19 protein-coding genes are annotated in these 21,656 nt (G+C 46.0%); 8 read left to right on the forward strand and 11 right to left on the reverse strand.

Annotated features, from left to right (window positions below):
- Nucleotides 1–106: 106 nt before the first annotated feature.
- Both pyk and AYJ58_RS12885 read right to left on the reverse strand, forming a co-directional pair.
- Complete coding sequence (gene pyk / locus AYJ58_RS12880) at nt 107–1,546, reverse strand: pyruvate kinase (RefSeq protein WP_106650435.1); 1,440 nt, start codon at nt 1,544–1,546, stop codon at nt 107–109.
- A 186-nt stretch (nt 1,547–1,732) separates the two neighbouring features.
- A complete protein-coding gene (locus AYJ58_RS12885; RefSeq protein WP_106650436.1) occupies nt 1,733–2,587 on the reverse strand; it encodes a MurR/RpiR family transcriptional regulator in 855 nt (284 codons plus the stop codon).
- Between the two features lie 312 nt (nt 2,588–2,899).
- On the opposite strand from AYJ58_RS12885, the gene zwf reads away from it, so the two are divergent.
- Genes zwf through AYJ58_RS12905 form a run of 4 tightly spaced genes read left to right on the forward strand, consistent with a single transcriptional unit; the run spans nt 2,900 to nt 7,578 of the window.
- A complete protein-coding gene (zwf, locus tag AYJ58_RS12890) occupies nt 2,900–4,372 on the forward strand; it encodes a glucose-6-phosphate dehydrogenase (protein ID WP_106650437.1) in 1,473 nt (490 codons plus the stop codon).
- A gap of 9 nt (nt 4,373–4,381) precedes the next feature.
- Nucleotides 4,382–5,080, forward strand: a complete 699-nt coding sequence (gene pgl, locus AYJ58_RS12895) for a 6-phosphogluconolactonase (RefSeq protein WP_106650438.1) — start codon at nt 4,382–4,384, stop codon at nt 5,078–5,080.
- A 9-nt stretch (nt 5,081–5,089) separates the two neighbouring features.
- A complete protein-coding gene (edd, locus tag AYJ58_RS12900) occupies nt 5,090–6,916 on the forward strand; it encodes a phosphogluconate dehydratase (RefSeq protein ID WP_106650439.1) in 1,827 nt (608 codons plus the stop codon).
- 20 nt (nt 6,917–6,936) lie between these two features.
- Entirely contained in the window at nt 6,937–7,578 is a 642-nt protein-coding gene (locus AYJ58_RS12905) for a bifunctional 4-hydroxy-2-oxoglutarate aldolase/2-dehydro-3-deoxy-phosphogluconate aldolase (RefSeq protein WP_006081567.1), read from the forward strand.
- Nucleotides 7,579–7,758: 180 nt separating this feature from the next.
- Here the strand turns inward: AYJ58_RS12905 and AYJ58_RS12910 are convergent, their stop codons facing one another.
- From AYJ58_RS12910 to AYJ58_RS12920, 3 genes are all read right to left on the reverse strand, one after another.
- Complete coding sequence (locus tag AYJ58_RS12910) at nt 7,759–9,108, reverse strand: anti-phage deoxyguanosine triphosphatase (RefSeq protein WP_106650440.1); 1,350 nt, start codon at nt 9,106–9,108, stop codon at nt 7,759–7,761.
- A 25-nt stretch (nt 9,109–9,133) separates the two neighbouring features.
- A complete protein-coding gene (gene yfbR / locus AYJ58_RS12915; RefSeq protein WP_011839912.1) occupies nt 9,134–9,721 on the reverse strand; it encodes a 5'-deoxynucleotidase in 588 nt (195 codons plus the stop codon).
- A 246-nt stretch (nt 9,722–9,967) separates the two neighbouring features.
- Nucleotides 9,968–11,182, reverse strand: a complete 1,215-nt coding sequence (locus AYJ58_RS12920) for a pyridoxal phosphate-dependent aminotransferase (RefSeq protein ID WP_106650441.1) — start codon at nt 11,180–11,182, stop codon at nt 9,968–9,970.
- A 775-nt stretch (nt 11,183–11,957) separates the two neighbouring features.
- Here AYJ58_RS12920 and AYJ58_RS12925 point away from each other — a divergent pair.
- Together AYJ58_RS12925 and AYJ58_RS12930 are read left to right on the forward strand one after the other, a co-directional pair.
- Nucleotides 11,958–13,340, forward strand: coding sequence for a Na+/H+ antiporter NhaC family protein (locus tag AYJ58_RS12925; RefSeq protein ID WP_106650442.1), 1,383 nt, complete (start codon nt 11,958–11,960; stop codon nt 13,338–13,340).
- Nucleotides 13,341–13,650: 310 nt separating this feature from the next.
- Nucleotides 13,651–14,985, forward strand: coding sequence for a glutamine synthetase family protein (locus AYJ58_RS12930; protein WP_106650443.1), 1,335 nt, complete (start codon nt 13,651–13,653; stop codon nt 14,983–14,985).
- Nucleotides 14,986–15,140: 155 nt separating this feature from the next.
- On the opposite strand, the gene efp is transcribed toward AYJ58_RS12930, so the two are convergent.
- From efp to AYJ58_RS12960, 6 genes are all read right to left on the reverse strand, one after another.
- The gene (efp, locus tag AYJ58_RS12935) at nt 15,141–15,701 is read right to left on the reverse strand and encodes an elongation factor P (RefSeq protein ID WP_106650444.1); all 561 of its coding nucleotides are present in this window, start codon (nt 15,699–15,701) and stop codon (nt 15,141–15,143) included.
- Nucleotides 15,702–15,746: 45 nt separating this feature from the next.
- Nucleotides 15,747–16,925 (reverse strand): elongation factor P maturation arginine rhamnosyltransferase EarP, encoded by a 1,179-nt coding sequence (earP, locus tag AYJ58_RS12940; protein ID WP_106650445.1) that lies wholly within the window; start codon nt 16,923–16,925, stop codon nt 15,747–15,749.
- Nucleotides 16,926–17,037: 112 nt separating this feature from the next.
- Nucleotides 17,038–17,565, reverse strand: a complete 528-nt coding sequence (gene fldA, locus AYJ58_RS12945) for a flavodoxin FldA (protein ID WP_006081576.1) — start codon at nt 17,563–17,565, stop codon at nt 17,038–17,040.
- A gap of 54 nt (nt 17,566–17,619) precedes the next feature.
- Complete coding sequence (ybfE, locus tag AYJ58_RS12950) at nt 17,620–17,892, reverse strand: LexA regulated protein (protein ID WP_006081577.1); 273 nt, start codon at nt 17,890–17,892, stop codon at nt 17,620–17,622.
- Between the two features lie 10 nt (nt 17,893–17,902).
- Nucleotides 17,903–18,124: a DUF2788 domain-containing protein gene (locus AYJ58_RS12955; RefSeq protein WP_006081578.1), complete on the reverse strand. Its 222-nt coding sequence runs from the start codon at nt 18,122–18,124 to the stop codon at nt 17,903–17,905.
- Between the two features lie 101 nt (nt 18,125–18,225).
- On the reverse strand, nt 18,226–19,002 hold the full coding sequence (locus AYJ58_RS12960; protein ID WP_106650446.1) for an alpha/beta fold hydrolase: 777 nt from the start codon (nt 19,000–19,002) through the stop codon (nt 18,226–18,228).
- 297 nt (nt 19,003–19,299) lie between these two features.
- On the opposite strand from AYJ58_RS12960, the gene seqA reads away from it, so the two are divergent.
- Nucleotides 19,300–19,842: a replication initiation negative regulator SeqA gene (gene seqA / locus AYJ58_RS12965; RefSeq protein ID WP_106650447.1), complete on the forward strand. Its 543-nt coding sequence runs from the start codon at nt 19,300–19,302 to the stop codon at nt 19,840–19,842.
- Nucleotides 19,843–19,915: 73 nt separating this feature from the next.
- The gene (gene pgm / locus AYJ58_RS12970) at nt 19,916–21,568 is read left to right on the forward strand and encodes a phosphoglucomutase (alpha-D-glucose-1,6-bisphosphate-dependent) (RefSeq protein ID WP_106650448.1); all 1,653 of its coding nucleotides are present in this window, start codon (nt 19,916–19,918) and stop codon (nt 21,566–21,568) included.
- Nucleotides 21,569–21,656: the final 88 nt, after the last annotated feature.

The following is a 21,656-nucleotide window of genomic DNA, read 5'->3' on the forward strand; positions in this document are numbered from 1 at the left end:
TCTGCACTTACAGAAAACAGTCAATATAAAAAAACCACCTTCATGAGGTGGTTTTTTATTGGCTTTTTTCTAACACGCTTGAGTCGTTAGAAGCAGCTAAAGCAACTTAAGCAACGATTAACACTTTACAGGTGTTAGTGCCGCCGATGGTTTCCATTGCATCGCCTTTGGTCATCAGTACCATATCACCGCTATTCAAATAACCTGCCGCTGTTAATGCTTCTAACGCTTTTTGCGCTAGCTCATCGGCTGGGTGGATAGTTGAATCGAAGTAGATTGGTAACACGCCGCGGTATAAGGCCATTTTAGCCAGCGTTGTCGCGTGACGTGATAAACCTAAGATCGGCAGTGAAGAACTGATCCGAGACATTAGCTGTGGTGTCGCACCTGATTCAGTCAAAGCAATAATAGCCTTAACGCCTTCAAGGTGGTTTGCTGCATACATAGTCGAGAGTGCAATGGTTTCTTCAACTGAAGTGAAACGCACATCTAATCTATGCTTAGACACAATCACACTTGGGTGAGATTCAGCGCCAACACACACGTTTGCCATTGCCTTAACGGTTTCTTCTGGGAAGTCACCGGCAGCAGTTTCAGCAGATAACATCACAGCATCGGTACCATCAAGCACAGCGTTCGCCACGTCCATTACTTCGGCGCGGGTTGGCATTGGGCTTGAAATCATCGATTCCATCATCTGAGTGGCCGTGATGACGACTTTATTCAGTTGGCGTGAACGGGCGATTAATTTCTTCTGCACCGCAACGAGCGCAGCATCACCAATTTCAACACCTAAGTCACCACGGGCAACCATAACCACGTCAGACGCTAAGATCACATCGTCCATAGCCGCATCGGTCGCAACGGCTTCAGCGCGTTCAACTTTAGCCACGATCAAGGCATTGCAACCGGCTTGACGGGCAAGATCACGGGCGTAATCTAAATCAGCACCACTGCGCGGGAAAGACACGGCTAAATAATCCACTTGGATCATAGCCGCAGTCAAAATGTCAGCTTTGTCTTTTTCGGTTAGCGCAGCAGCAGAAAGTCCGCCGCCTTGCTTGTTAATACCTTTGTTGTTAGATAAAGGGCCTGCCACAGTCACTGTGGTATGCACTTTACGGCCTTCAACACGCTCAACGCGTAATTGAACACGGCCATCATCTAACATCAGGATATCGCCAACAGTCACATCATCAGGCAATTGCTTGTAATCGATACCCACTTGGTTCTCGTCGCCTTCACCTTTGGCTAACTCGGCATCAAGTACATAGGCTTGACCTAATACCAGTTGTACTTTCTTATTGTCCTTGAAAGTAGAAACACGGATTTTAGGGCCTTGTAAGTCACCAAGAATGGCCACATGAACGCCCAACTCTTTAGCGATTTCACGCGCTTGAGTCGCTCGTTTTAAGTGATCTTCAGGGGAACCGTGGGAGAAATTAAGACGTACAACGTTTGCACCTGCCGCGATGATGCGGCGTAGATTATCATCACGATCGGTAGCGGGACCTAGAGTGGTGACGATTTTGGTTCTGCGGAACATAAGGATACTCCGTTAAAGTTAAAAAAATCTTGAGCCTATATTACCATGCAATTCCAGATTATGTAGTAAAGTTACAATCAAAATGATCTAAAGTTATGTATGAAATTTGTGAGGTATCGCTGATATTTGCACGATAAATGGCTAGGTAAAGGATCAACGCTAGCCATTTTTAGAAAAGGAAGTGAGTTACAGTATCGGATCTTTATTGATGCGAGACTCTTTTAACACTTCTTTTACGCGTTTCAAATTATCGCGGAAACGTGGACCTCGACGTAAGGTAAAGCCCGTTGCCAATACATCTATAGTGACTAATTGAGCTAAACGCGAGGCCATAGGCAAATACATGTCGGTATCTTCTGGCACTTCCATTGTCACGGGCAGTGTACATTCCATTGACAAAGGCGAGTTGCGGGCAGTAATACCAATTACAGCTGCACCGTTTTCTCTTGCTAAACGGGCTATCTCAATCAATGACTTAGTACGGCCAGTGTGGGATATCAACACGACAACATCGCCTTCATTGCTGTTTATGCAGCTCATGCGTTGCATTAGAACATCGTCAAAACAGATGACAGGCACATTAAAGCGGAAAAATTTATTTTGTGCGTCATGGGCAACAGAAGCGGAGGCTCCTAGGCCAAAAAAGGAAATCGTCTTAGCTTGAGTCAGTATATCAACGGCTTTATTGATGGCTGAAATATCGAGACTCTGACGAGCGGTATCAAGCGAAGCCATTGAAGATTCGAAGATTTTTGTCGTGTAAGATTCTGGTGAGTCATCTTCTTCAACATGGCGGCTCACATAAGGAGTACCGTTAGCGAGACTTTGCGCTAGATGTAACTTAAAATCAGGGAAGCCTTTAGTATCTAAGCGGCGACAGAAACGATTCACAGTAGGTTCACTGACATCTGCCATCTTAGCCAGTGTGGCGATGCTAGAATGTATAGCTGTCTGTGGTGATGCTAAGATCACCTCTGCAACTTTGCGTTCTGATTTACTAAAATGGGTGAGGCTTTTTTGAACCTTTTCTAGGGTATTCATACGCGTATGTCCGCTAAATTGAGAATGTAATTTTATTTTTTTAGTTTTGTGGGTGACAGATCAAGGCCGGCGGCCCACAAAGAGACTCTTTGTAGTAACTTTTCAGTACAATTTTGAAATAAGACTTTACTAGCTTCAGTAATTTAAGCACAAAAAGCATATCAGATTTATGCTGCAAGTGCCTAGTTAGCAAGAATGTTAATATTTATAAAAATAGATGCATTTAACAAATTCTGTTGTTATATTACAACAAAAGTGTGGATTTCTTCATCGACATGAAGGGACACGACATACAAAGGAGATCGTAACGCAATGGGCAAAACAACATCAGGCGCCAAAGCTTGTGACTTCGTACTCTTTGGTACTAAAGGCGATTTGGCACGACGCAAGTTGTTACCTTCTTTATACCAGCTAGATAAAGCTGAACTTCTCGATAAAGATACGAAAGTGATCGGTGTCGCGAAAGATGAGTTTACTCAAGAAGAGTTTATCGAATTAGTCACGCTTGCCTTAAACACCTTCGTTAAAGAGCCTTTGTGCGAAGAGACTCTCCAACGTTTCCTGTCCCGCTGCCACTATATAGGCACTAACTTTACCGATTCAGCGGGCTACAGTGCCTTCCATGAACTGCTCAAACCAGAAGAGCGTGTCATGGTGAGTTACTTTGCTACGCCACCTGCGATATTCGGTGACATTTGCCGTTGTTTGCACGAGCAAGATCTTATTCACCCAGATTCACGCGTGGTACTCGAAAAGCCAATCGGTTCAGATTTAGACTCTTCTCGCGTTATCAACGATCAAGTTTCCGCTTACTTCAAAGAACGTCAGGTTTACCGTATCGACCATTACTTAGGTAAAGAAACCGTACAGAACTTGATTGCCCTGCGTTTTGCCAACTCTTTATTTGCCTCTAAGTGGGACAACCGTACGATTGACCACGTCCAAATTACGGTAGCAGAAGAAGTGGGTATCGAAGGCCGTTGGGGTTACTTCGACAAAGCGGGTCAGATGCGCGACATGATCCAAAATCATTTGCTGCAAGTGTTAACGCTGGTTGCTATGGATCCACCGGTCAACTTAGACGCTGACAGCATACGTGATGAAAAAGTTAAAGTGCTTAAATCGCTGCGTCCGATTAATTCAGACAATGTGTATGAAAACACCGTGCGCGGTCAGTACAGTGCCGGTTTCTTAAAGGGCAGCCCAGTCCCGGGTTATTTAGAAGAAGAAGGCGCCAACCTTCAATCACACACAGAAACCTTCGTGGCTATTCGTGTGGATATCGACAACTGGCGTTGGGCGGGCGTACCTTTCTATTTACGTAGCGGTAAACGTATGCCGTTTAAGAGCTCTGAAATTGTGGTGTATTTCAAAAACCCACCACATAACTTGTATCGCTCAAGTTACCGAAATCTGCCACCGAACAAGCTGACGATTCGTCTGCAACCCCATGAAGGGGTTGAAATCCAGATGATGAACAAAGTGCCAGGTTTGGAGCAAAAACAACGTTTACAAACCACTAAACTCGATTTGAGCTTCTCCGATACCTTCAAAAATGAACGTATCGCCGATGCCTACGAGCGTCTATTGCTTGAAGCCATGCTCGGTAATCAAGCGCTGTTCGTGCGCCGCGACGAAGTCGAGCAGGCATGGACTTGGGTAGATGGCATTATTCAATCGTGGGAACAAAGCAACGAAAAACCAAAACCTTATCCTGCGGGCACTTGGGGTCCAGTTGCGTCGGTTGCTTTGATTACCAAAGATGGCCGTTCGTGGGACGAGTAGGAGACTTTGATGATTAAAGAAACCGTATTCAAATCTTTCGATACGCCAAGTGCCTTAGAACAGCAACTGGCCAGCAAGATTGCGAGCCAGTTACAGGAAGCCGTCGATGCCCGCGGAAAAGCGAGCCTAGTGGTTTCCGGTGGTTCGACGCCGCTTAAGTTATTTCAACTATTGAGCATGAAGTCCATCGATTGGAGTGATGTTTATATCACTCTCGCCGATGAGCGCTGGGTTGAAGCTGACGCCGATGCGTCTAATGAACGTCTAGTACGTGAACATTTATTACAAAACCGTGCGGCAAATGCCAAATTCCGCGGTTTAAAAAACATGTTTTCGACCGCAGAAGCGGGCGCCGATATGGCCGCCGAGTCCTTGTCTAATTTCCCTCGTCCTTTTGATGTGGTGGTGTTAGGCATGGGTAACGATGGTCATACTTGCTCTTGGTTTCCCTGTAGCGCTGAGCTTGAAAATGCGCTCACAACCCAAGCCCTGTGCGTGGCGACTAACCCCACCACAGCGCCCCACGGCAGGATCACGCTCTCTAAGAGTGCGATTCTGAACAGCAGACAAATTTATCTGCACTTGGTCGGGGAACAGAAATTATCCGTATATCGTCAAGCGTTAGAAAGTGATGATGTCCATGCTATGCCTATCAGAGCCGTATTAGCGCAGCGTAAAACGCCCGTTGATGTGTTCTGGAGCGCTTAAGGAGTCAAGATGCACTCAGTAGTTCAAGCTGTTACCGACAGAATTATTGCCCGTAGCAAAGCGTCACGTGAAGGTTATCTCGCCGCATTGAATGATGCTCGTAACCATGGTGTACACCGTAGCTCCTTGAGCTGTGGCAACTTAGCCCATGGTTTTGCCGCCTGTAATCCAGACGACAAAAATGCATTGCGCCAATTGAATAAGGCGAACATCGGCATAGTGACGGCATTTAACGATATGTTATCTGCGCACCAACCCTATGAAAGCTATCCTGAATTGCTTAAAAAAGCCTGTCAGGAAGTCGGCAGTGTTGCACAAGTGGCGGGCGGTGTGCCGGCCATGTGTGACGGTGTGACTCAAGGTCAACCCGGTATGGAATTGAGCTTACTGAGTCGTGAAGTGATTGCTATGGCAACGGCTGTGGGCTTGTCTCACAACATGTTTGATGGCGCTTTACTGCTCGGCATTTGCGATAAAATCGTTCCAGGTTTGCTTATCGGCGCCTTAAGCTTTGGTCACTTACCTATGCTGTTTGTGCCAGCTGGTCCGATGAAATCCGGTATCCCGAATAAAGAAAAAGCCCGCATTCGTCAGCAATTTGCCCAAGGTAAAGTGGATCGCGCGCAGCTGTTAGAAGCTGAAGCCCAGTCTTACCACAGTGCGGGAACCTGCACTTTCTACGGCACGGCAAACTCGAATCAGCTGATGCTTGAAGTGATGGGCCTGCAGTTACCAGGCTCGTCATTTGTGAATCCTGATGATCCACTGCGTGAAGCCTTAAACAAGATGGCGGCTAAGCAAGTGTGTCGTTTAACTGAAATGGGTACTCAATATACCCCAATCGGTGAAGTGGTCAGCGAAAAGTCTGTGGTGAACGGCATAGTGGCACTTTTGGCTACTGGCGGTTCTACTAACTTGACCATGCACATCGTCGCCGCGGCTCGCGCTGCCGGTATTATCGTGAACTGGGATGATTTTTCTGAATTATCCGATGCCGTGCCATTAGTGGCGCGCGTGTATCCAAACGGTCACGCCGATATCAACCATTTCCACGCCGCGGGCGGCATGGCGTACTTGATTAAAGAATTACTCGATGCGGGTCTATTGCATGAAGATGTGAATACCGTTGCGGGCTTTGGTTTACGCCGTTATACCCAAGAGCCAAAACTGCTCGACGGTGAACTGCGCTGGGTGGATGGTCCAACAACCAGTTTAGATACTGAAGTGTTAACTTCTGTCGCATCACCTTTCCAAAACAACGGTGGCTTGAAATTACTGAAAGGTAACTTAGGCCGCGCTGTGATCAAAGTATCGGCGGTACAAGCACAACATCGTGTCGTTGAAGCGCCCGCTGTAGTGATTGACGATCAAAACAAACTCGATGCCTTGTTCCAAGCCGGTGCTCTGGATAGAGATTGCGTGGTTGTAGTTAAAGGACAAGGCCCGAAAGCCAACGGTATGCCAGAACTGCATAAGTTAACCCCATTATTGGGCACGCTTCAGGACAAAGGCTTTAAAGTTGCGCTGTTGACCGACGGTCGTATGTCTGGCGCGTCGGGTAAAGTCCCTGCGGCGATTCACTTAACGCCAGAAGCTTTAGATGGCGGTTTAATTGCCAAAGTCCAAGATGGCGACTTGATCCGTGTCGATGCGTTAACTGGCGAACTGAGCCTGCTGGTCTCTGAAGCTGAACTTGCCACCAGAACCGCGGGAATAGTGGATTTACATCGCTCACGTTATGGCATGGGCCGCGAGTTGTTTAGCGCGCTACGTTCCAATCTAAGCAGTCCAGAAACTGGTGCGCGTTGTACTAATGCCATCGATGAACTTTATTAATACAAAGGAAGAATAACGCAATGCTTGAGAATAACTGGTCACTACAGCCACAAGATATTTTTAAACGCAGCCCTATTGTTCCTGTGATGGTGATTAACAAGATTGAACATGCGGTGCCATTAGCGCGAGCACTGGTTGCCGGCGGCATTAGCGTGTTAGAAGTGACTTTGCGTACGCCTTGCGCACTTGAAGCTATCACTAAAATCGCCAAAGAAGTGCCAGAGGCCTTAGTGGGCGCGGGTACTATCTTAAACGAAGCTCAGCTAGATCTTGCGATTGCTGCTGGTGCGCAATTTATTATCACCCCAGGCGCGACAGTTGAACTGCTCAAAGCGGGTATGCATGGTCCTGTACCATTGATCCCTGGTGTTGCGAGTATTTCAGAAGTGATGACGGGTATGGCGCTCGGTTACACCCACTTTAAATTCTTCCCAGCTGAAGCCTCGGGTGGTGTGGATGCGCTGAAAGCCTTCTCGGGACCGCTTGCGGATATTCGCTTCTGCCCAACAGGTGGCATTACGCCAAGCAGTTATAAAGATTATTTAGCGCTGAAGAACGTCGATTGTATTGGCGGCAGCTGGATTGCGCCAACGGATGCAATGGAACACGGCGATTGGGATCGTATCACTCAACTTTGTAAAGATGCCATTGGCGCTTTATAAATCGAGTTTGAAATAGTGACAAAAAACCACCGCGAGGTGGTTTTTTGTCTTTCATCTTTAGCCTTTGATAAAGAATGTCTGTGATAGGTGACGCTATAGAAAGTCTAGCTTTTATAGAAATTCGCACATTTACAAACAGTCTGGCTTTATAGAAAGCCGGGCTGCGAAATGATCGCTTGCCTACATTTCCTTGCTCAGTTCCACATTCGAACCCGCTTTAGGGCTAAATAACTGTTGATACAGTCGCCCCGCGAACTCATCTGTCATCCCTGAAATATAGTCCGCCAATACTCTGTGACTGTTTAAGCCTTGTTGCTCGCTTTCGCGCCAGCGCTCTTGGGTGTTCAGTGGCAGTAAACGTTCAGGATCGGAAGCGAAGGCTTCGAATAAGCCCATCACAATCTGCTGGCCTTTATATTCGAGCATTTGGATCTCAGGTTTACGGATCACATAGTTATAAACCAGTTGCTTGAGTACATTGAGCGCAATGGCAAATTCGGGCTCTAAGGTCGCATTAAAGCGCAATAATGGTTCTTCAAACACGTCATCTTCTGAGATAATAATCGCGGTGACAAAGCCATTAACGAGTGTGCCTATAGCATCTTTACGCAGGTGATGCTCATGGGAGAACAGCTTATTGCCAATATCGGCAAGCTCTTGTCGTATCCATGCATCGCCGCTGTTTGTGAGTGTTGGCGCCACATCCTGATGCCACTGGGATGCTGTGACTATGCCCATCACAATCGCATCTTCGAGATCGTGCACCGCATAGGCGATATCATCTGCCAGTTCCATAATCGAGCAATCGAAGGATTTAAACTGGGTTCGCAAATGCGGATAGTGGTGCAGGGCGGGGTGTGAACCTTGCTGCGTCGAGGTAAAACGACTGCGGTCTGCCTCAGACAAAGGCTCAAGCACCCAAGCGAAGATGTCGTTATCATCGTCGAAAATGCCCTTAACCGGCGGCCATTGTGACGGTTTGAGCTGTCTATGGTTGCTGATATCGTTATGCTCGCCCGCGACAAACAGCTGCGAGTGCGGCGCGGGGTATTTCAAAATCCCCAGCATGGTACGCCGACACAAGTTCATCCCAAAATCTAAGGTGTAAGGCTCAAGTTTCGATAAAATACGAAAAGTTTGGCCATTACCTTCAAAACCGCCGTGGTCGCGCATCATGTAATTCAATGCGACTTCGCCGCCGTGACCGAAGGGTGGATGACCAATATCGTGGGCTAAACACAGGGACTCTAATAAGCTCATAGAGCAAAGCAGCTGCTTATGCTGTGGATATTTGCGTCTGAGCTGCGCGGCTATGCCAGTGCCAATTTGCGAGACTTCGAGTGAGTGGGTTAATCGAGTGCGATAGAAGTCATTCATGCCAACGCCGAGCACTTGCGTTTTGGCCTGGAGGCGGCGAAAGGCGGCCGAGTGGAGAATACGCGCCCTGTCTCTTTGGTAAGGGCTGCGGTGATCGTTACGCCGTTGTTTATCTTCACCATGACGGCGTTCTTGCCAAACACTTGAAGTCATATGCATTCCTAGCGAGAGTGGAAAATCAAAGCATCTTGTTAATTTCGTCTAAATTCAAGGTGAAACTGGGCACAAAGCAGTTCATAAAATACTGTACGGCGGGGTCAGGATTTGTCGCCAACATGTCTTCGAGGCGCTTACGGGCGGTATTGAACTCACTGTTGCCGGCGCGGTTTTCCTCAAGGCATTTAAGATAGGCACACAGAGTATCAGCCGATTTCACTATGGTCTTGTAAACGGGATCGGCGTAATCGCTGATGAACAGACTGCGATAATCCTCTTTAAATTCCTCAGGTACCATATCTAACATGCGCTGCTCGGCAATCGCCTCAATCTTTTTATACTCGGCTTCGATTTCTTTGTTGAAGTATTTCACCGGCGTCGGTAAGTCACCCGTGAGAATTTCACTGGCATCGTGAAAAATCGCCAAACTGGTGGCTTGATGGGGATCGAGCGTCGTGCCGAATTTCTTATTACTGATGATCACCAGTGCATGGGCCACCATGGCAACTTGCAGGGAGTGTTCTTGAACATTTTCAGTGCGAACGTTGTACATCAAAGGCCAGCGCTGGATAAGTTTCATTCGAGCTAAATGGGCAAATAAGTGACTCATAGTTTTCCTGTAAAAGTGACCAAGTATATAACTTATGGTTTACCTGCTAATGAGTGAATAAAAGGCGACAAGCTGCAATGGAAGACGTGACACGAGTTGAATAAGCAGTATTGACGCTAATGAAGTGTTAGATTATCACAGCCTTGGATGACACGTGAGCATGAGCGGGAGGTTTTGTACAAATCAGTAAAAATAAAGCGACCACTCGGATCGCTTTATGACTCAAACCGTTAACTGAGGCTAAACCTACTGTCGATAGTTTTCGAGGAATGCCCCAAACTCGGTAAATGCTTTTTTCAGATCTTCTTTATAGGGTAAGAAAACCACTCGAAGATGGTCAGGCTCTGGCCAATTAAAGGCTGTGCCGTGCACTAACAGGATTTTCTTTTCTCTGAGTAAATCCAGCACTAAGCGCTCATCATCCCGTAGATTGAATTTTTTCATATCCAGTTTAGGGAAAGCATAGAGTGCGCCTTTAGGTTTTTTAACGCTCACGCCCGGGATTTGGTTAAGCAATTCGTAGCAGGCATCCCGTTGAACGGTCAAACGGCCATTAGGTAAAATCAGCTCGTTAATACTTTGATAGCCACCGAGCGCAGTTTGAATCGCATGTTGATTGGGCACGTTTGCACACAGGCGCATCGAAGAGAGCATCTCTAAACCTTCGATATAGCTCTTCGCGGCCTTAAGATTGCCAGACAACATCATCCAACCGACACGAAAGCCCGCTGCGCGATAAGCCTTTGATAACCCATTGAAGGTAACAGTTAAAATATCATCAGAAAGACTAGCCGCAGGAACATGCTTGGCTTCGTCATACAAAATTTTGTCGTAAATTTCATCGGCAAATAAAATCAAGCTGTGTTCACGGCAAAGTTCAACCACTTGCAGCAGTAATTCTTTGCTGTAAACCGCGCCCGTAGGATTGTTCGGGTTGATCAGTACAATACCGCGGGTACGCGATGAAATTTTGCTTTTAATGTCGTTGAGATCGGGGAACCAGTCCGCTTCTTCATCACAACGATAATGCACGGCTTTGCCGCCAGCGAGGTTGGCCGCCGCCGTCCACAGTGGATAGTCAGGCGAGGGGATTAAAATTTCATCATCCGTGTTGAGCAGACCTTGCATCGCCATCATAATGAGTTCTGAGACGCCGTTGCCTATATAGATATCTTCGATATCGACACCAAAAATCCCTTGGGCTTGATAATGCTGCACTATGGCCTTGCGGGCAGAGAATAATCCTTTTGACTCACAGTAGCCTTGGGCACTGGGTAAATTAAGGATCACATCGCGCACAATTTCTTCAGGCGCTTCGAAACCGAAGGGGGCCGGATTACCAATGTTAAGTTTGAGGATCCGATGACCCTCGTCTTCTAAACGTCTGGCTTCCTTGTGCACTGGGCCGCGGATGTCATAGCAAACGCTATCTAGCTTGTTGGATTTGATGATAGGGCGCATTTACACCTCGGAACATGCATAAAGTTTTGGCTTAAGTTAGCGCACCATAACGAAATTTCACTGTAGATGAAAGGGGGGAACTGCACAGAATAGGACTTTTTTTATAAATACTACTTAGTTAAATATGCTTTAACAGTCAATTAATGAAATAAGAACAAGTTTTATATTCTGACTTTTGCATGCTTTAAAGAACGTTAGACTGTCGATGGTGGTAAATAAAACCTGCTTTACGTGTTTTTTAGATGTAAGAAGAAAATAATCACGCTTAACAGAAATGCATTTTCAGTGGTTGACGGTTATTTCGTTTCCTTTGTTCGTCCTATAAATCTTAGTCGGGGAAAATTGTATTTTAGCAAAAGCTTAATGATTGATTTTTAATCACAGTTCCTCGATAAGATCAACTTATGCAAACTGTATATGACCTTGTGATAAATAGGCATATTTATTGAATGCTTATTAAGCTAGTAGGATCATTCACGGTTTCGTTGCGAGTGAGTTAAAATGCTTTAAAATTATAGTTTTATGTTGATTTTGTCAGCGACCGTTAAAATTATTTTCTATCAAGTTAAATTTATAGTTGACTCAATATTCGATGCGCTTTATTTTCTGCGCGATGTTTTTGGCAAGGCACCTCAGATAGCAAGCAATTCGCGGGTTTTATCTTCAGGGTTAGTCATCATGAAGCAGCTGTGTTGACGTTCTAAATCATGTTGATTTCAGACGTTATTCTAAAACCATTTGCCTTTTAGGCGATTTATTTAGAGGACCTAAGTGCATGTCTGAACCGACAGCGTTAAGTCTCATCCCACCTTTGGTGGTATTGGTGTTAGCTATTTGGTTACGCCGTCCCATTTTATCTCTGATCATAGGTGCGGTAACCGGTTTCCTGTTACTCGATCCCAGTCAAGTCTTAAACAATTTTGCCAGTGTGTCATTGAAGGTCATGGCCGATGAAACCATAGGTTGGTTGATTTTGGTGTGTGGTGGTTTTGGTGCGCTGATCGCGCTTTTGGTCCGCACCGGCGGTGCATTAGCGTTTGGTCGTAATGCACTGAGATTTGCTAAGGGACCCAAATCGTCCCTATTGATGACCTTTATTCTTGGGATCGTGATTTTCATCGATGATTATCTCAATGCGCTGACCGTGGGTGAAACCATGAAGCGTGTAACGGATAAGTTTAAAGTGTCCCGTGAGATGCTCGCCTATGTTGTAGATTCCACTGCCGCGCCTGTGTGCGTGTTAGTGCCATTATCGACCTGGGCTGTATTCTTTGGTGGGTTATTGGTCGATAACGGTGTGGCAGCAGAAGGTCAGGGCATTGCTGTTTATATGCAAGCGATTCCTTACATGCTTTATGCTTGGTTAGCCGTGGCTATGGTGCTGCTTGTGGCACTCGGCATAGTGCCTGCCATTGGTCCGATGAAGACTGCGCAGCTGCGCGCTGCCCAAGGCGAACCAGCAGAAGCCCAAGTGGATTTCGACCAAGTGCAAACCTCGGATGAATATGCGGTTAAAGCCATCGAAGAGGAATTTAAGCACGCCGATAATCATGGCAAGCTGCATAACTTTTTAGTGCCGATTTGTTTGTTAGTGGCCTTTACCGTGTACTTTGATATCGATGTGTGGAAAGGCCTGCTGGCGACCTTAGTGATCACGATTCCTTATTATGCGGTGCAACGTTTAATGCCGTTATCCGAGATGATGGATCAGATGATCGATGGTTTTAAGAGCATGCTACCGGCGATTAGCACTGTGATTGCGGCGTTTGTGTTTAAGGATGTGTGCGATCAGTTATTACTGCCGCAGTACGTGATTGAATCTTTAAGCCCGTTTATGACGCCTAAATTGCTGCCTGCAGTGGTGTTTTTATCTATGGCGATCCTCGCGTTTGCCACAGGTTCGAGCTGGGGCATTTTTGCGGTAACTATTCCTATCGTGATGCCATTAGCGCAATCGGTGGGTGCGGATATCCCATTAGTGATTGGTGCCTTGTTGTCAGCATCATCATTTGGTAGCCAAGCGTGCTTCTACTCAGATTCAACCGTATTGGCCGCCCAAGGCTCAGGTTGTAACTTAGTAAGCCATGCAGTGACTCAGTTACCTTACGCGCTTATTGCAGCAGTAATCGCATTTATAGGCTTTATTGTGATTGCATAGCCTAGGCCACTGTCGAACCAGTCACCATTAATATAAGAAACCAGCTGCGGCTGGTTTTTTTATGTCTGCCGTTATAGGGTTAGGCGGCTAAAGTGAATCAATAATGAGGCAAAGTGATTAGGCTTGAACTAGGTTGAAGGCGATTTCACTCTTGAAGGGAAAACTTTAGACGATGTCAAATTATATTTTACGGAATTGTCATTTATATTTTACATATTTCATCATTGCCATGTAGCTTTTCAAATCAAAGCCTGATTATACTTTGCATCCTTCATGGTGTTATTTTCAACATTAGTGGCAAACGAATCAAATGGACTCAACCCTTCTTACTGAGTTTTTCAAGCACGGCACAATACGTGATGTCGAATGTTTATTCCCCGATATCTCAGGCTATCCAAGGGGGAAGCTTATGCCAGCCCGAAGCTTTGCTCAGGGGGCTGAGTTACGTATTGCCCAAGCGATTTCGATGCAGGCGATTACTGGGGAATATTCCTACGATCCTATTTTCCCTGATGCCGACCCTGATCTCCTATTAGTCCCCGATTACAGTACATTAAAAATGATCCCGTGGAGCACAGTGCCGCGTGCATTTGCCATCCATGACTGTGTGCTGCTCGATGGTCATTTATGTCCATTTGCGCCGCGCTCCATTTTAAAGAATGTGTTGGCCCGTTACCAAGCCTTGGGGTTAACGCCCGTGGTGGCCCCTGAGATTGAGTTTTATCTTACGGAGGCGAATACCGATCCGAGTGTGCCGTATCAGGCGCCCATTTCAAAAAGTGGCCGAGCTGAAAACGGTCAATCTGCGTTTAGTATGAATATGCTCAATGAACTCGCGCCATTTTGGGATGAGTTTAATGCCGCTATCGATGCGATTGGGATTAAAGGAGATACTTGGATCCATGAGATGGGGCTATCGCAATATGAAATTAACTTAGTGCATGGCGATCCGCTGGCCTTAGCAGATCAAGCTTTTATGTTTAAATACGCGGCGAAAGAAATCGCCATTAAACATGGCTTGAACGCAATTTTTATGGCGAAACCCATAGCTGGCCAACCCGGCAGTTCTATGCATTTACATCAAAGTGTCGTCGATGATAAAGGCAATAATATTTTCAGCCATGCAGATGGTAGCGACACTGAACGTTTTCACCATTACATCGGCGGATTACAGAAATATCTACCTGATTTAATGTTGTTATTTGCACCTAATATCAATTCATTCCGACGTTACATTTCCGGTAGCCAAGCGCCGATTAATTTAAGCTGGGGCGTTGATAACCGCACCACTGGCTTACGTGTGCCATTGAGTGCGCCAGTGGCGAGACGGGTAGAGAATCGTATTGCGGGCGCCGATGCTAATCCGTATCTGATGATTGCGGCATCTTTGGCTGCGGGACTTGCGGGAATGGAAGAAAAACTATCCCCAAGCGCGCCAGAAACCGGTAGTGCTTATGAGAGCAGCCATGACTTAGCGCAGACATTTCTCGCTGCATTAACGCAAATGCGCCAAAGTGATTCGGCAAGGCGCTTACTCGGGGATGATTTTGTCACGGGGTTTGTGTCGGTGAAGGAAATCGAGTTTCAAAGTTATTTGAGTGAGATAGGGGCTTGGGAGCGACGTTTTTTAGGGCCGCAATGTTAGTGCTTATTTTCTGAGGGGATGTTGCTGGATAACGCTTTATCCCTTGAGTGACTGACATCCCACAAATACATCCCACAAATCACACGACTAAAAAACTGCGACAAAAAAGCCAGTGCATGCACTGGCTTTTCTTCGTCTGGAAACGAGAAGGGCGATTAAACGCGCTTCTTGAATTCGCCAGTACGAGTGTCGATTTCGATCTTGTCGCCAACTTTCACGAAGTCAGCAACACTGACTGTGCCGCCGCCAGTGATAGTCGCAGGCTTCATTACTTTACCTGAAGTATCGCCACGCGCTGAAGGCTCAGTGTAGGTTACTTCACGTACGATAGTAGTTGGCATTTCAACAGAGATAGCTTTGCCATCGTAGAAAGTCACTTGGCAAGTTTCTTCCATACCGTCAACGATATAAGCCGCTGCATCACCTAAGTTTTCAGCTTCTACGTCGTATTGGTTGTATTCTGCATCCATGAATACAAACATAGGATCAGCAAAGTAAGAATAAGTACAATCAAGACGATCTAGGATGATGTCTTCTAACTTATCTTCACCTTTGAAAGTCGTTTCAGTACCAGAGTTAAGCAGTAAGTTTTTCAACTTTAACTTAACGATAGCAGCGTTACGGCCAGAACGAGTTGTTTCAGTTTTCTGCACAACCCATGGGCTGCCATCTAACATGATCACGTTACCAGGACGGATTTCATGAGCAGTTTTCATTACACTATTTCCTATATTTAGATTTTTCTGTTTTCGCGCAGTATCTTAGCTGTTTTTAACGAACTGAACTAGTCGAGTAGCGAGATCTGCAGCATTTAATGCATTAATTGGCCATTGTTTAGCATGGTGCAACAAGGGCAAATTAACAGGATTAAGGTTTTGCCAGTGAAGGCTCACGGCAGATTGCTGAGCTTGGTTGAACGCAAGATTCAATTCAGACCAATAACAAGCAATTTTAGGTGGCAGATTATCGCAGTAAAGTTTGAGAAAAGCTTCTAATTTTACGAGATGATAATCATCTTCTTGGGGATAAATGTGCCAAATGAAGGGTTTTGCGGCCCATTGAGCGCGTAAAAAGGAATCTTCGCCGCGCACAATATTAAAATCACAGCTCCAGAGCAGGCGATCAAAGCCTTGTTGATCTGTCATAGGCAAAATGTGCAGAGTCAAATTGCCATGATTTATCTGTTGACCCGGAACGAGCGCGGCAATGTCACAGGGCAGTAAATGCGTCAGACTGTTTAAGCTACGCCCCTTGGGAATAAGCGCATGGATTTTCTCGGCCGATTGCTGCCATAACTCGCATAATGCGGGCAGTGTCTCGGTCTCATAGCTAAAGATGCTAATCACAGTATCTTGAGCCTCAATCCTTTTAAGACCTAGCTGACTAAAAAGCTGTAATTTATTGGCAGTATCAGCTTGCCAAGCATCACGCTCTGCAAACAAATTTTGCTCGCAAATGAGTCCACCCGTTTTGGCGCCAAAGCCTGGGAAGTAAAAATACTTCTTCAAACCATTGGCTTGTAATGAAGGTAAACCATGGCAGCCTTCGACCCAATCCTCAGCGCTTAAATACTCTAAATTCAGCCAGACAGGTACAGATTTGGGATCGTGTTGATGTAAATAAACCAACTGTTCTTTTACCTGTTCGGGTAATTCACAGGCAAAGGCTTCGATGAGCACTGCTCCTGCGACAAACGCTATGGGTAAAGGCTTAGTCCAATGAATAATATTCACATCATTGAAGCTTTGAGTGGCTTTTAGTGGATCGAGTGTCGGTAAAATATGGGAGAAGCTTGCGAGGTCGTCGACCCACAAATTAACGGGAATCTGGTACTCATTAACCATTTGTTTGGCTAAACGCCAAGTGACACCAATATCGCCATAGTTATCGACGACAGTGCAAAAGATATCCCAATGGGTGGAGCGGGGTGTATTGGTCATGAGTGTGATATGTCGTTATTCTTAGTTACAACAAGTAGATAGTTGCAATAAGTAAAAATATAAGCATAAAAAAAGCGGCGTTAAGGCCGCTTTAATCAAATGGTTAGCCCAATTAGTCTTCTAATTCTGCTAAGCACATTTCTTCGTAAATTTGCTTAACCCAAGCATCGACACGCTCTTCGGTCAGTTCTGGCTGACGATCTTCATCGATACCTAAGCCAATAAAGTGGTCGTCATCGACTTGACCCTTAGAGGCTTCGAAGTTGTAGCTCGCAGTTGGCCAGTGACCAATGATGATACCACCACGGGCTTGAACAATATCGCCAACCATGCCCATGGCATCGAGGAAATACTCAGCGTAGTCTTCTTGATCACCACAACCAAAAATAGCGACAAGTTTGTCAGTAAAATCAATTTGCTCTAATTCAGGGAAGAAATCATCCCAGTCACATTGCGCTTCACCGTAATACCAGGTCGGGATGCCGAACAGCAGCAAGTCATACTCTGCAATCTGTTCTTTGGTACTTTTGGCGATATCTTTCACCTCAACCATTTTTTTACCCAGTTTTTTCTGGATCATTTTGGCTACAGCTTCGGTGTTACCTGTGTCGCTACCGAAAAAAAGACCTACAGTTGCCATTGTCTATCCTTTAATGTCTAGTTCACTTATTAGGTTAATCTTGCTGGTACTCGTTCAGCATTCAACTTGTTGCTGAAGAATTAATTCGATTAACTGGCTACGGCTGATGTTACTGGCCAATGCCTGCTCATTCAAGGCGTCATACAAATCTTGTGACACCTTTAACTCTATTCGCTTTAATCCGTTGGCTTTATCGCGCTGGATTTGATTGCGTTTGTTGACCTTAAGCTGCTGGCTACGGGACAAAGGATTACTTCGTGGGCGGCCCCGGCGCTTTTCATTGGCAAAAAGGTCAATGGTGGTTCTGTCTGTCGCTTCTTTTGCCATGTTCTTATTGTTAACCGATCCCTGAGCCTTCCCAAGTGATCTGGATAATACCTTTTACAATAAACCCGGCGCAGCCGAGAAATAACACTAACCAAACAATAAATCGACCAAATTTCGGCACGTTACCTTGTTTAAGCACATCGTGGATGGCCATGCCGATAAAGAAAAATATCGAGGCAAAAAACAGGTTCAGGCCGATGGTTTCAATTTGTTCCATGTACTGAGATAACATACTTTCTTAGTCCTCGAGAGTGTTCTAAGGCCAAAAGAGGCGCGAATATATCACATCAAGATGGCGGCTGCCATATGCTTTAGGTCGAGTTTGCTGCTGATTTACATTGCTTGTTTGTCAATAAATTCAGACACAATTCGATTAAAGATGGCGGGTTTTTGTGCATGTAACCAATGACCGCAACCTTCGAGGGTTTTCGCTTGCGCCGCAGGGAATTGCGTCATGATAGCGCTTCTGTGTTCACTCGTAACATAATTCGAGTCACCGCCGCGAATAAATAGACTTGGTCCAGCATAGCTTTGTACTGGATTTGGCGTCTGATTTTGCCAGCCAATAATATTAGGATAACAAGCCTTTAGGCCACTTAAGTTCAGCTTCCAACGAAAGCCTGTGTCGGTACGTTGCAGGTTTTTGAGTAAAAACTGCGCCGTGGCTTCGTCGATACCTTTGTCAATCAAGTGGTTTAGGGCAAACCGTCTGTCGGTATGACCTTCTAAGGGCAGACTTGCTAATGCGGCAAAAACTAACTCATGTCTTGGCTCATAGGCGACCGGGGCGATATCTGCTGCCACCATGCTGATAATGCGCTCTGGATGAGCTAACGCCGTCGCCATGGCGATTTTACCGCCCATGGAGTGACCCACAATATGGGCGCGTTCAATAGCCAGTTCGTCGAGTAATGCAACCATGGCAGTGGCGAGGCGAGGGTAATCCATCTCATCCCAATGCTCACTTAAACCATGATTGGGCACATCGACACGAATAACCTGATACTGGCTTTCTAATACTTGTCCTAGGCCTTTGAGGTTATCTAGGTTGCCGAACAAGCCGTGGATCAAGAGTACAGCGGGTCCTTGGCCTGTAGAAACAAAGTTCATGGTGATTCCTGTTGGATATGTTTAGCTTAACGTGGCGCGAATTGTGCCCTTAATGCCGTTGGCTTGACAAGTCAGTTGCTACTTTAGCGTATATGCGGCAATTAACTTGGGCGCTTTTTCGACAATTGCCGGTTATCTGCTAGTTTGCTGTGCTATTTCACGCATTTTTAGAATAATGACGCTTTATCAGATTGATAGACATGGATACACTGTTAACCGATCGCAATGATCTGCCCCGATCGCTGTGGTACACTTTTTTCGGTTAAGCCTGTCGAATAACAAAGGATAATTAAGGTTATGAAATATATCGAAGTTGATGAAGAGCTCTATCGTCATATTGCCAGCAAAACAGAACGTATTGGTGAGAGCGCCTCTGACATTCTTCGTCGATTACTCGGCCTGTCCGTCGATGCGGTCGAACCACCTCAGCCTTTGGCGATAAGCCAACCAAGTTTAGAGGTTGAACCAATTCAAGCTGCCGTAGTGCAAACTGCACCTGCTGTGAATGATTTTAGTCGTTTAGCCGATGAACATCTGTTATCGCAACAAAAAGGCGCAGTTGGGCGTTTCCTCTTTTTGCTCGAAAGTTTGTATCAATTAGCCCCAGAGCAATTCTCACAAATTTTGCAGATCCAAGGGCGCGATCGTTTGTATTTTGCCCGTTCGAAAGAGCAATTACTGGAAGCAAGTGCCTCGGCGAATCCTAAAGAAATCGGTACCAGTGGTTTTTGGGTGACGAGCAATAACAATACCGCCAAGAAACGCACCATTTTATCCGAAGTCTTAGTGCAATTTGGCTGTGATGCAACGGTTGCAGCTGGCATAGCCGAGCGCGTTTAATCCGCGGGTGAGCTAAGTTATTACCATATTTATCTACATTTTCTAATTGTAATTGAGTGCAGGAGAGCCATAGGTGGCAATACATCAAAGGGCAGGACAAATCGCTAATCAGACGGATCTGGTCAATATTCCAAAACTGATGAGCCATTATTACAGCATCACGCCAAATATGGATGACGTACAACAACGCGTTACCTTTGGCACTTCTGGGCACAGAGGCTGCGCTTTTAATGGCAGTTTTAACCAACAACACATTTGGGCGATTACCCAAGCTGTGGTGGATTATCGCCAATCGGTGAATATCAATGGGCCGTTGATCCTCGGGATTGACACCCATGCGTTATCCTACGCCGCTTATTTATCGGCCATAGAAGTGCTGGCGGCAAATAAAGTCACTGTGCATATCCAGCAGAATGATGGTTTCACGCCAACGCCTGTGGTGTCCCATGGAGTGATTTGCGCCAATCGCGAAGCAAATATCACAGGTGCGCCTCTTTCCGATGGTTTGATTATCACGCCTTCCCACAATCCGCCTCAAGATGGCGGGATCAAATACAATCCACCCCATGGTGGACCGGCCGAAGGTAATATCACGGCTTGGATTGAGTCGCTTGCCAATGATTACTTACGCCAAGCGTTAGCTGGCGTGCAAAAATTAGCGTATGCCGAAGCGCTGGCCTCAGGCTATGTCAACGCCATTGATTTGGTAACGCCCTATGTGGCTGATTTAGAAAATGTTATCGATATGCAGGCGATTGCCAACGCTAAGCTGCGTATCGGTGTTGACCCGCTCGGTGGTTCAGGGATTTTCTACTGGGCACCGATTGCCGCGCGTTATGGGCTCGATATCACCTTAGTCAATGATAAAGTTGACCCAAGCTTTAGCTTTATGCCGCTGGATAAAGACGGCAAAATCCGCATGGATTGCTCGTCTCCCTATGCGATGGCTGGGTTACTCGCCCATAAAGAATCCTTTGATTTATGCCTTGGTAACGATCCTGACTATGACCGCCACGGCATTGTCTGCCCTGGTACAGGCTTGATGGACCCTAATCACTACCTTGCGGTCGCTATCGATTATTTACTGACGCACAGACCGGATTGGAGCGATACCTTAGCCATAGGTAAAACCTTAGTATCGAGTGCGCTTATCGATAAAATCTGTGCTTTCCATGGCAAAAAGTTACTCGAAGTGCCTGTGGGTTTTAAGTGGTTTGTTGATGGTTTAGCTGAAGCCACCATCGCCTTTGGCGGTGAAGAGAGCGCTGGCGCGGCATTTTTACGCCGTGATGGGACAACGTGGTGCACGGATAAAGACGGCTTTATTCTAGGGTTACTTGCCGCAGAAATTCTTGCGGTGACAGGTAAAACTCCAGGTCAACGCCATCAAGAGCTAGTAAAACAATTTGGCCAAAGCTTTTACAAGCGTATCGATAGCCCAATCAGTCTTGAAAACAAGGCCAAATTTGCGTTATTAAATGCTGAAACCTTAAATGCCACAGTGCTTGCGGGTGAGGCAATCGAAAACGTGTTAACTCATGCACCGGGCAATAATGCTGCCATTGGTGGCATTAAAGTGACTACGGCGAATGGTTGGTTTGCGGCGCGTCCATCGGGCACGGAAGCGTTATTTAAGATTTATGGCGAGAGTTTTATCAGTGAGCAGCATCTAGCTGAGATTATCAAAGATGCGCAGGCATTAATTGATAAGGCGCTGAACGCTTAATGCAGCAGTAGGTTTATAAAGTATCAAAAAAAACGCACTCAGTTTTGAGTGCGTTTTTGTTTGTGGCTAATGTCAGTTATGAGTATTT

It is taken from the genome of Shewanella sp. Pdp11, assembly GCF_002838165.1.
Lineage (GTDB): Bacteria > Pseudomonadota > Gammaproteobacteria > Enterobacterales > Shewanellaceae > Shewanella > Shewanella hafniensis.

Coding starts and splice junctions, on each gene's coding strand:
- pyk (WP_106650435.1), bottom strand. CDS start 1,546: ATGTTCCGCAGAACCAAAATCGTCACCACTCTAGGTCCCGCTACCGAT.
- AYJ58_RS12885 (WP_106650436.1), bottom strand. CDS start 2,587: ATGAATACCCTAGAAAAGGTTCAAAAAAGCCTCACCCATTTTAGTAAA.
- zwf (WP_106650437.1), top strand. CDS start 2,900: ATGGGCAAAACAACATCAGGCGCCAAAGCTTGTGACTTCGTACTCTTT.
- pgl (WP_106650438.1), top strand. CDS start 4,382: ATGATTAAAGAAACCGTATTCAAATCTTTCGATACGCCAAGTGCCTTA.
- edd (WP_106650439.1), top strand. CDS start 5,090: ATGCACTCAGTAGTTCAAGCTGTTACCGACAGAATTATTGCCCGTAGC.
- AYJ58_RS12905 (WP_006081567.1), top strand. CDS start 6,937: ATGCTTGAGAATAACTGGTCACTACAGCCACAAGATATTTTTAAACGC.
- AYJ58_RS12910 (WP_106650440.1), bottom strand. CDS start 9,108: ATGACTTCAAGTGTTTGGCAAGAACGCCGTCATGGTGAAGATAAACAA.
- yfbR (WP_011839912.1), bottom strand. CDS start 9,721: ATGAGTCACTTATTTGCCCATTTAGCTCGAATGAAACTTATCCAGCGC.
- AYJ58_RS12920 (WP_106650441.1), bottom strand. CDS start 11,182: ATGCGCCCTATCATCAAATCCAACAAGCTAGATAGCGTTTGCTATGAC.
- AYJ58_RS12925 (WP_106650442.1), top strand. CDS start 11,958: ATGTCTGAACCGACAGCGTTAAGTCTCATCCCACCTTTGGTGGTATTG.
- AYJ58_RS12930 (WP_106650443.1), top strand. CDS start 13,651: ATGGACTCAACCCTTCTTACTGAGTTTTTCAAGCACGGCACAATACGT.
- efp (WP_106650444.1), bottom strand. CDS start 15,701: ATGAAAACTGCTCATGAAATCCGTCCTGGTAACGTGATCATGTTAGAT.
- earP (WP_106650445.1), bottom strand. CDS start 16,925: ATGACCAATACACCCCGCTCCACCCATTGGGATATCTTTTGCACTGTC.
- fldA (WP_006081576.1), bottom strand. CDS start 17,565: ATGGCAACTGTAGGTCTTTTTTTCGGTAGCGACACAGGTAACACCGAA.
- ybfE (WP_006081577.1), bottom strand. CDS start 17,892: ATGGCAAAAGAAGCGACAGACAGAACCACCATTGACCTTTTTGCCAAT.
- AYJ58_RS12955 (WP_006081578.1), bottom strand. CDS start 18,124: ATGTTATCTCAGTACATGGAACAAATTGAAACCATCGGCCTGAACCTG.
- AYJ58_RS12960 (WP_106650446.1), bottom strand. CDS start 19,002: ATGAACTTTGTTTCTACAGGCCAAGGACCCGCTGTACTCTTGATCCAC.
- seqA (WP_106650447.1), top strand. CDS start 19,300: ATGAAATATATCGAAGTTGATGAAGAGCTCTATCGTCATATTGCCAGC.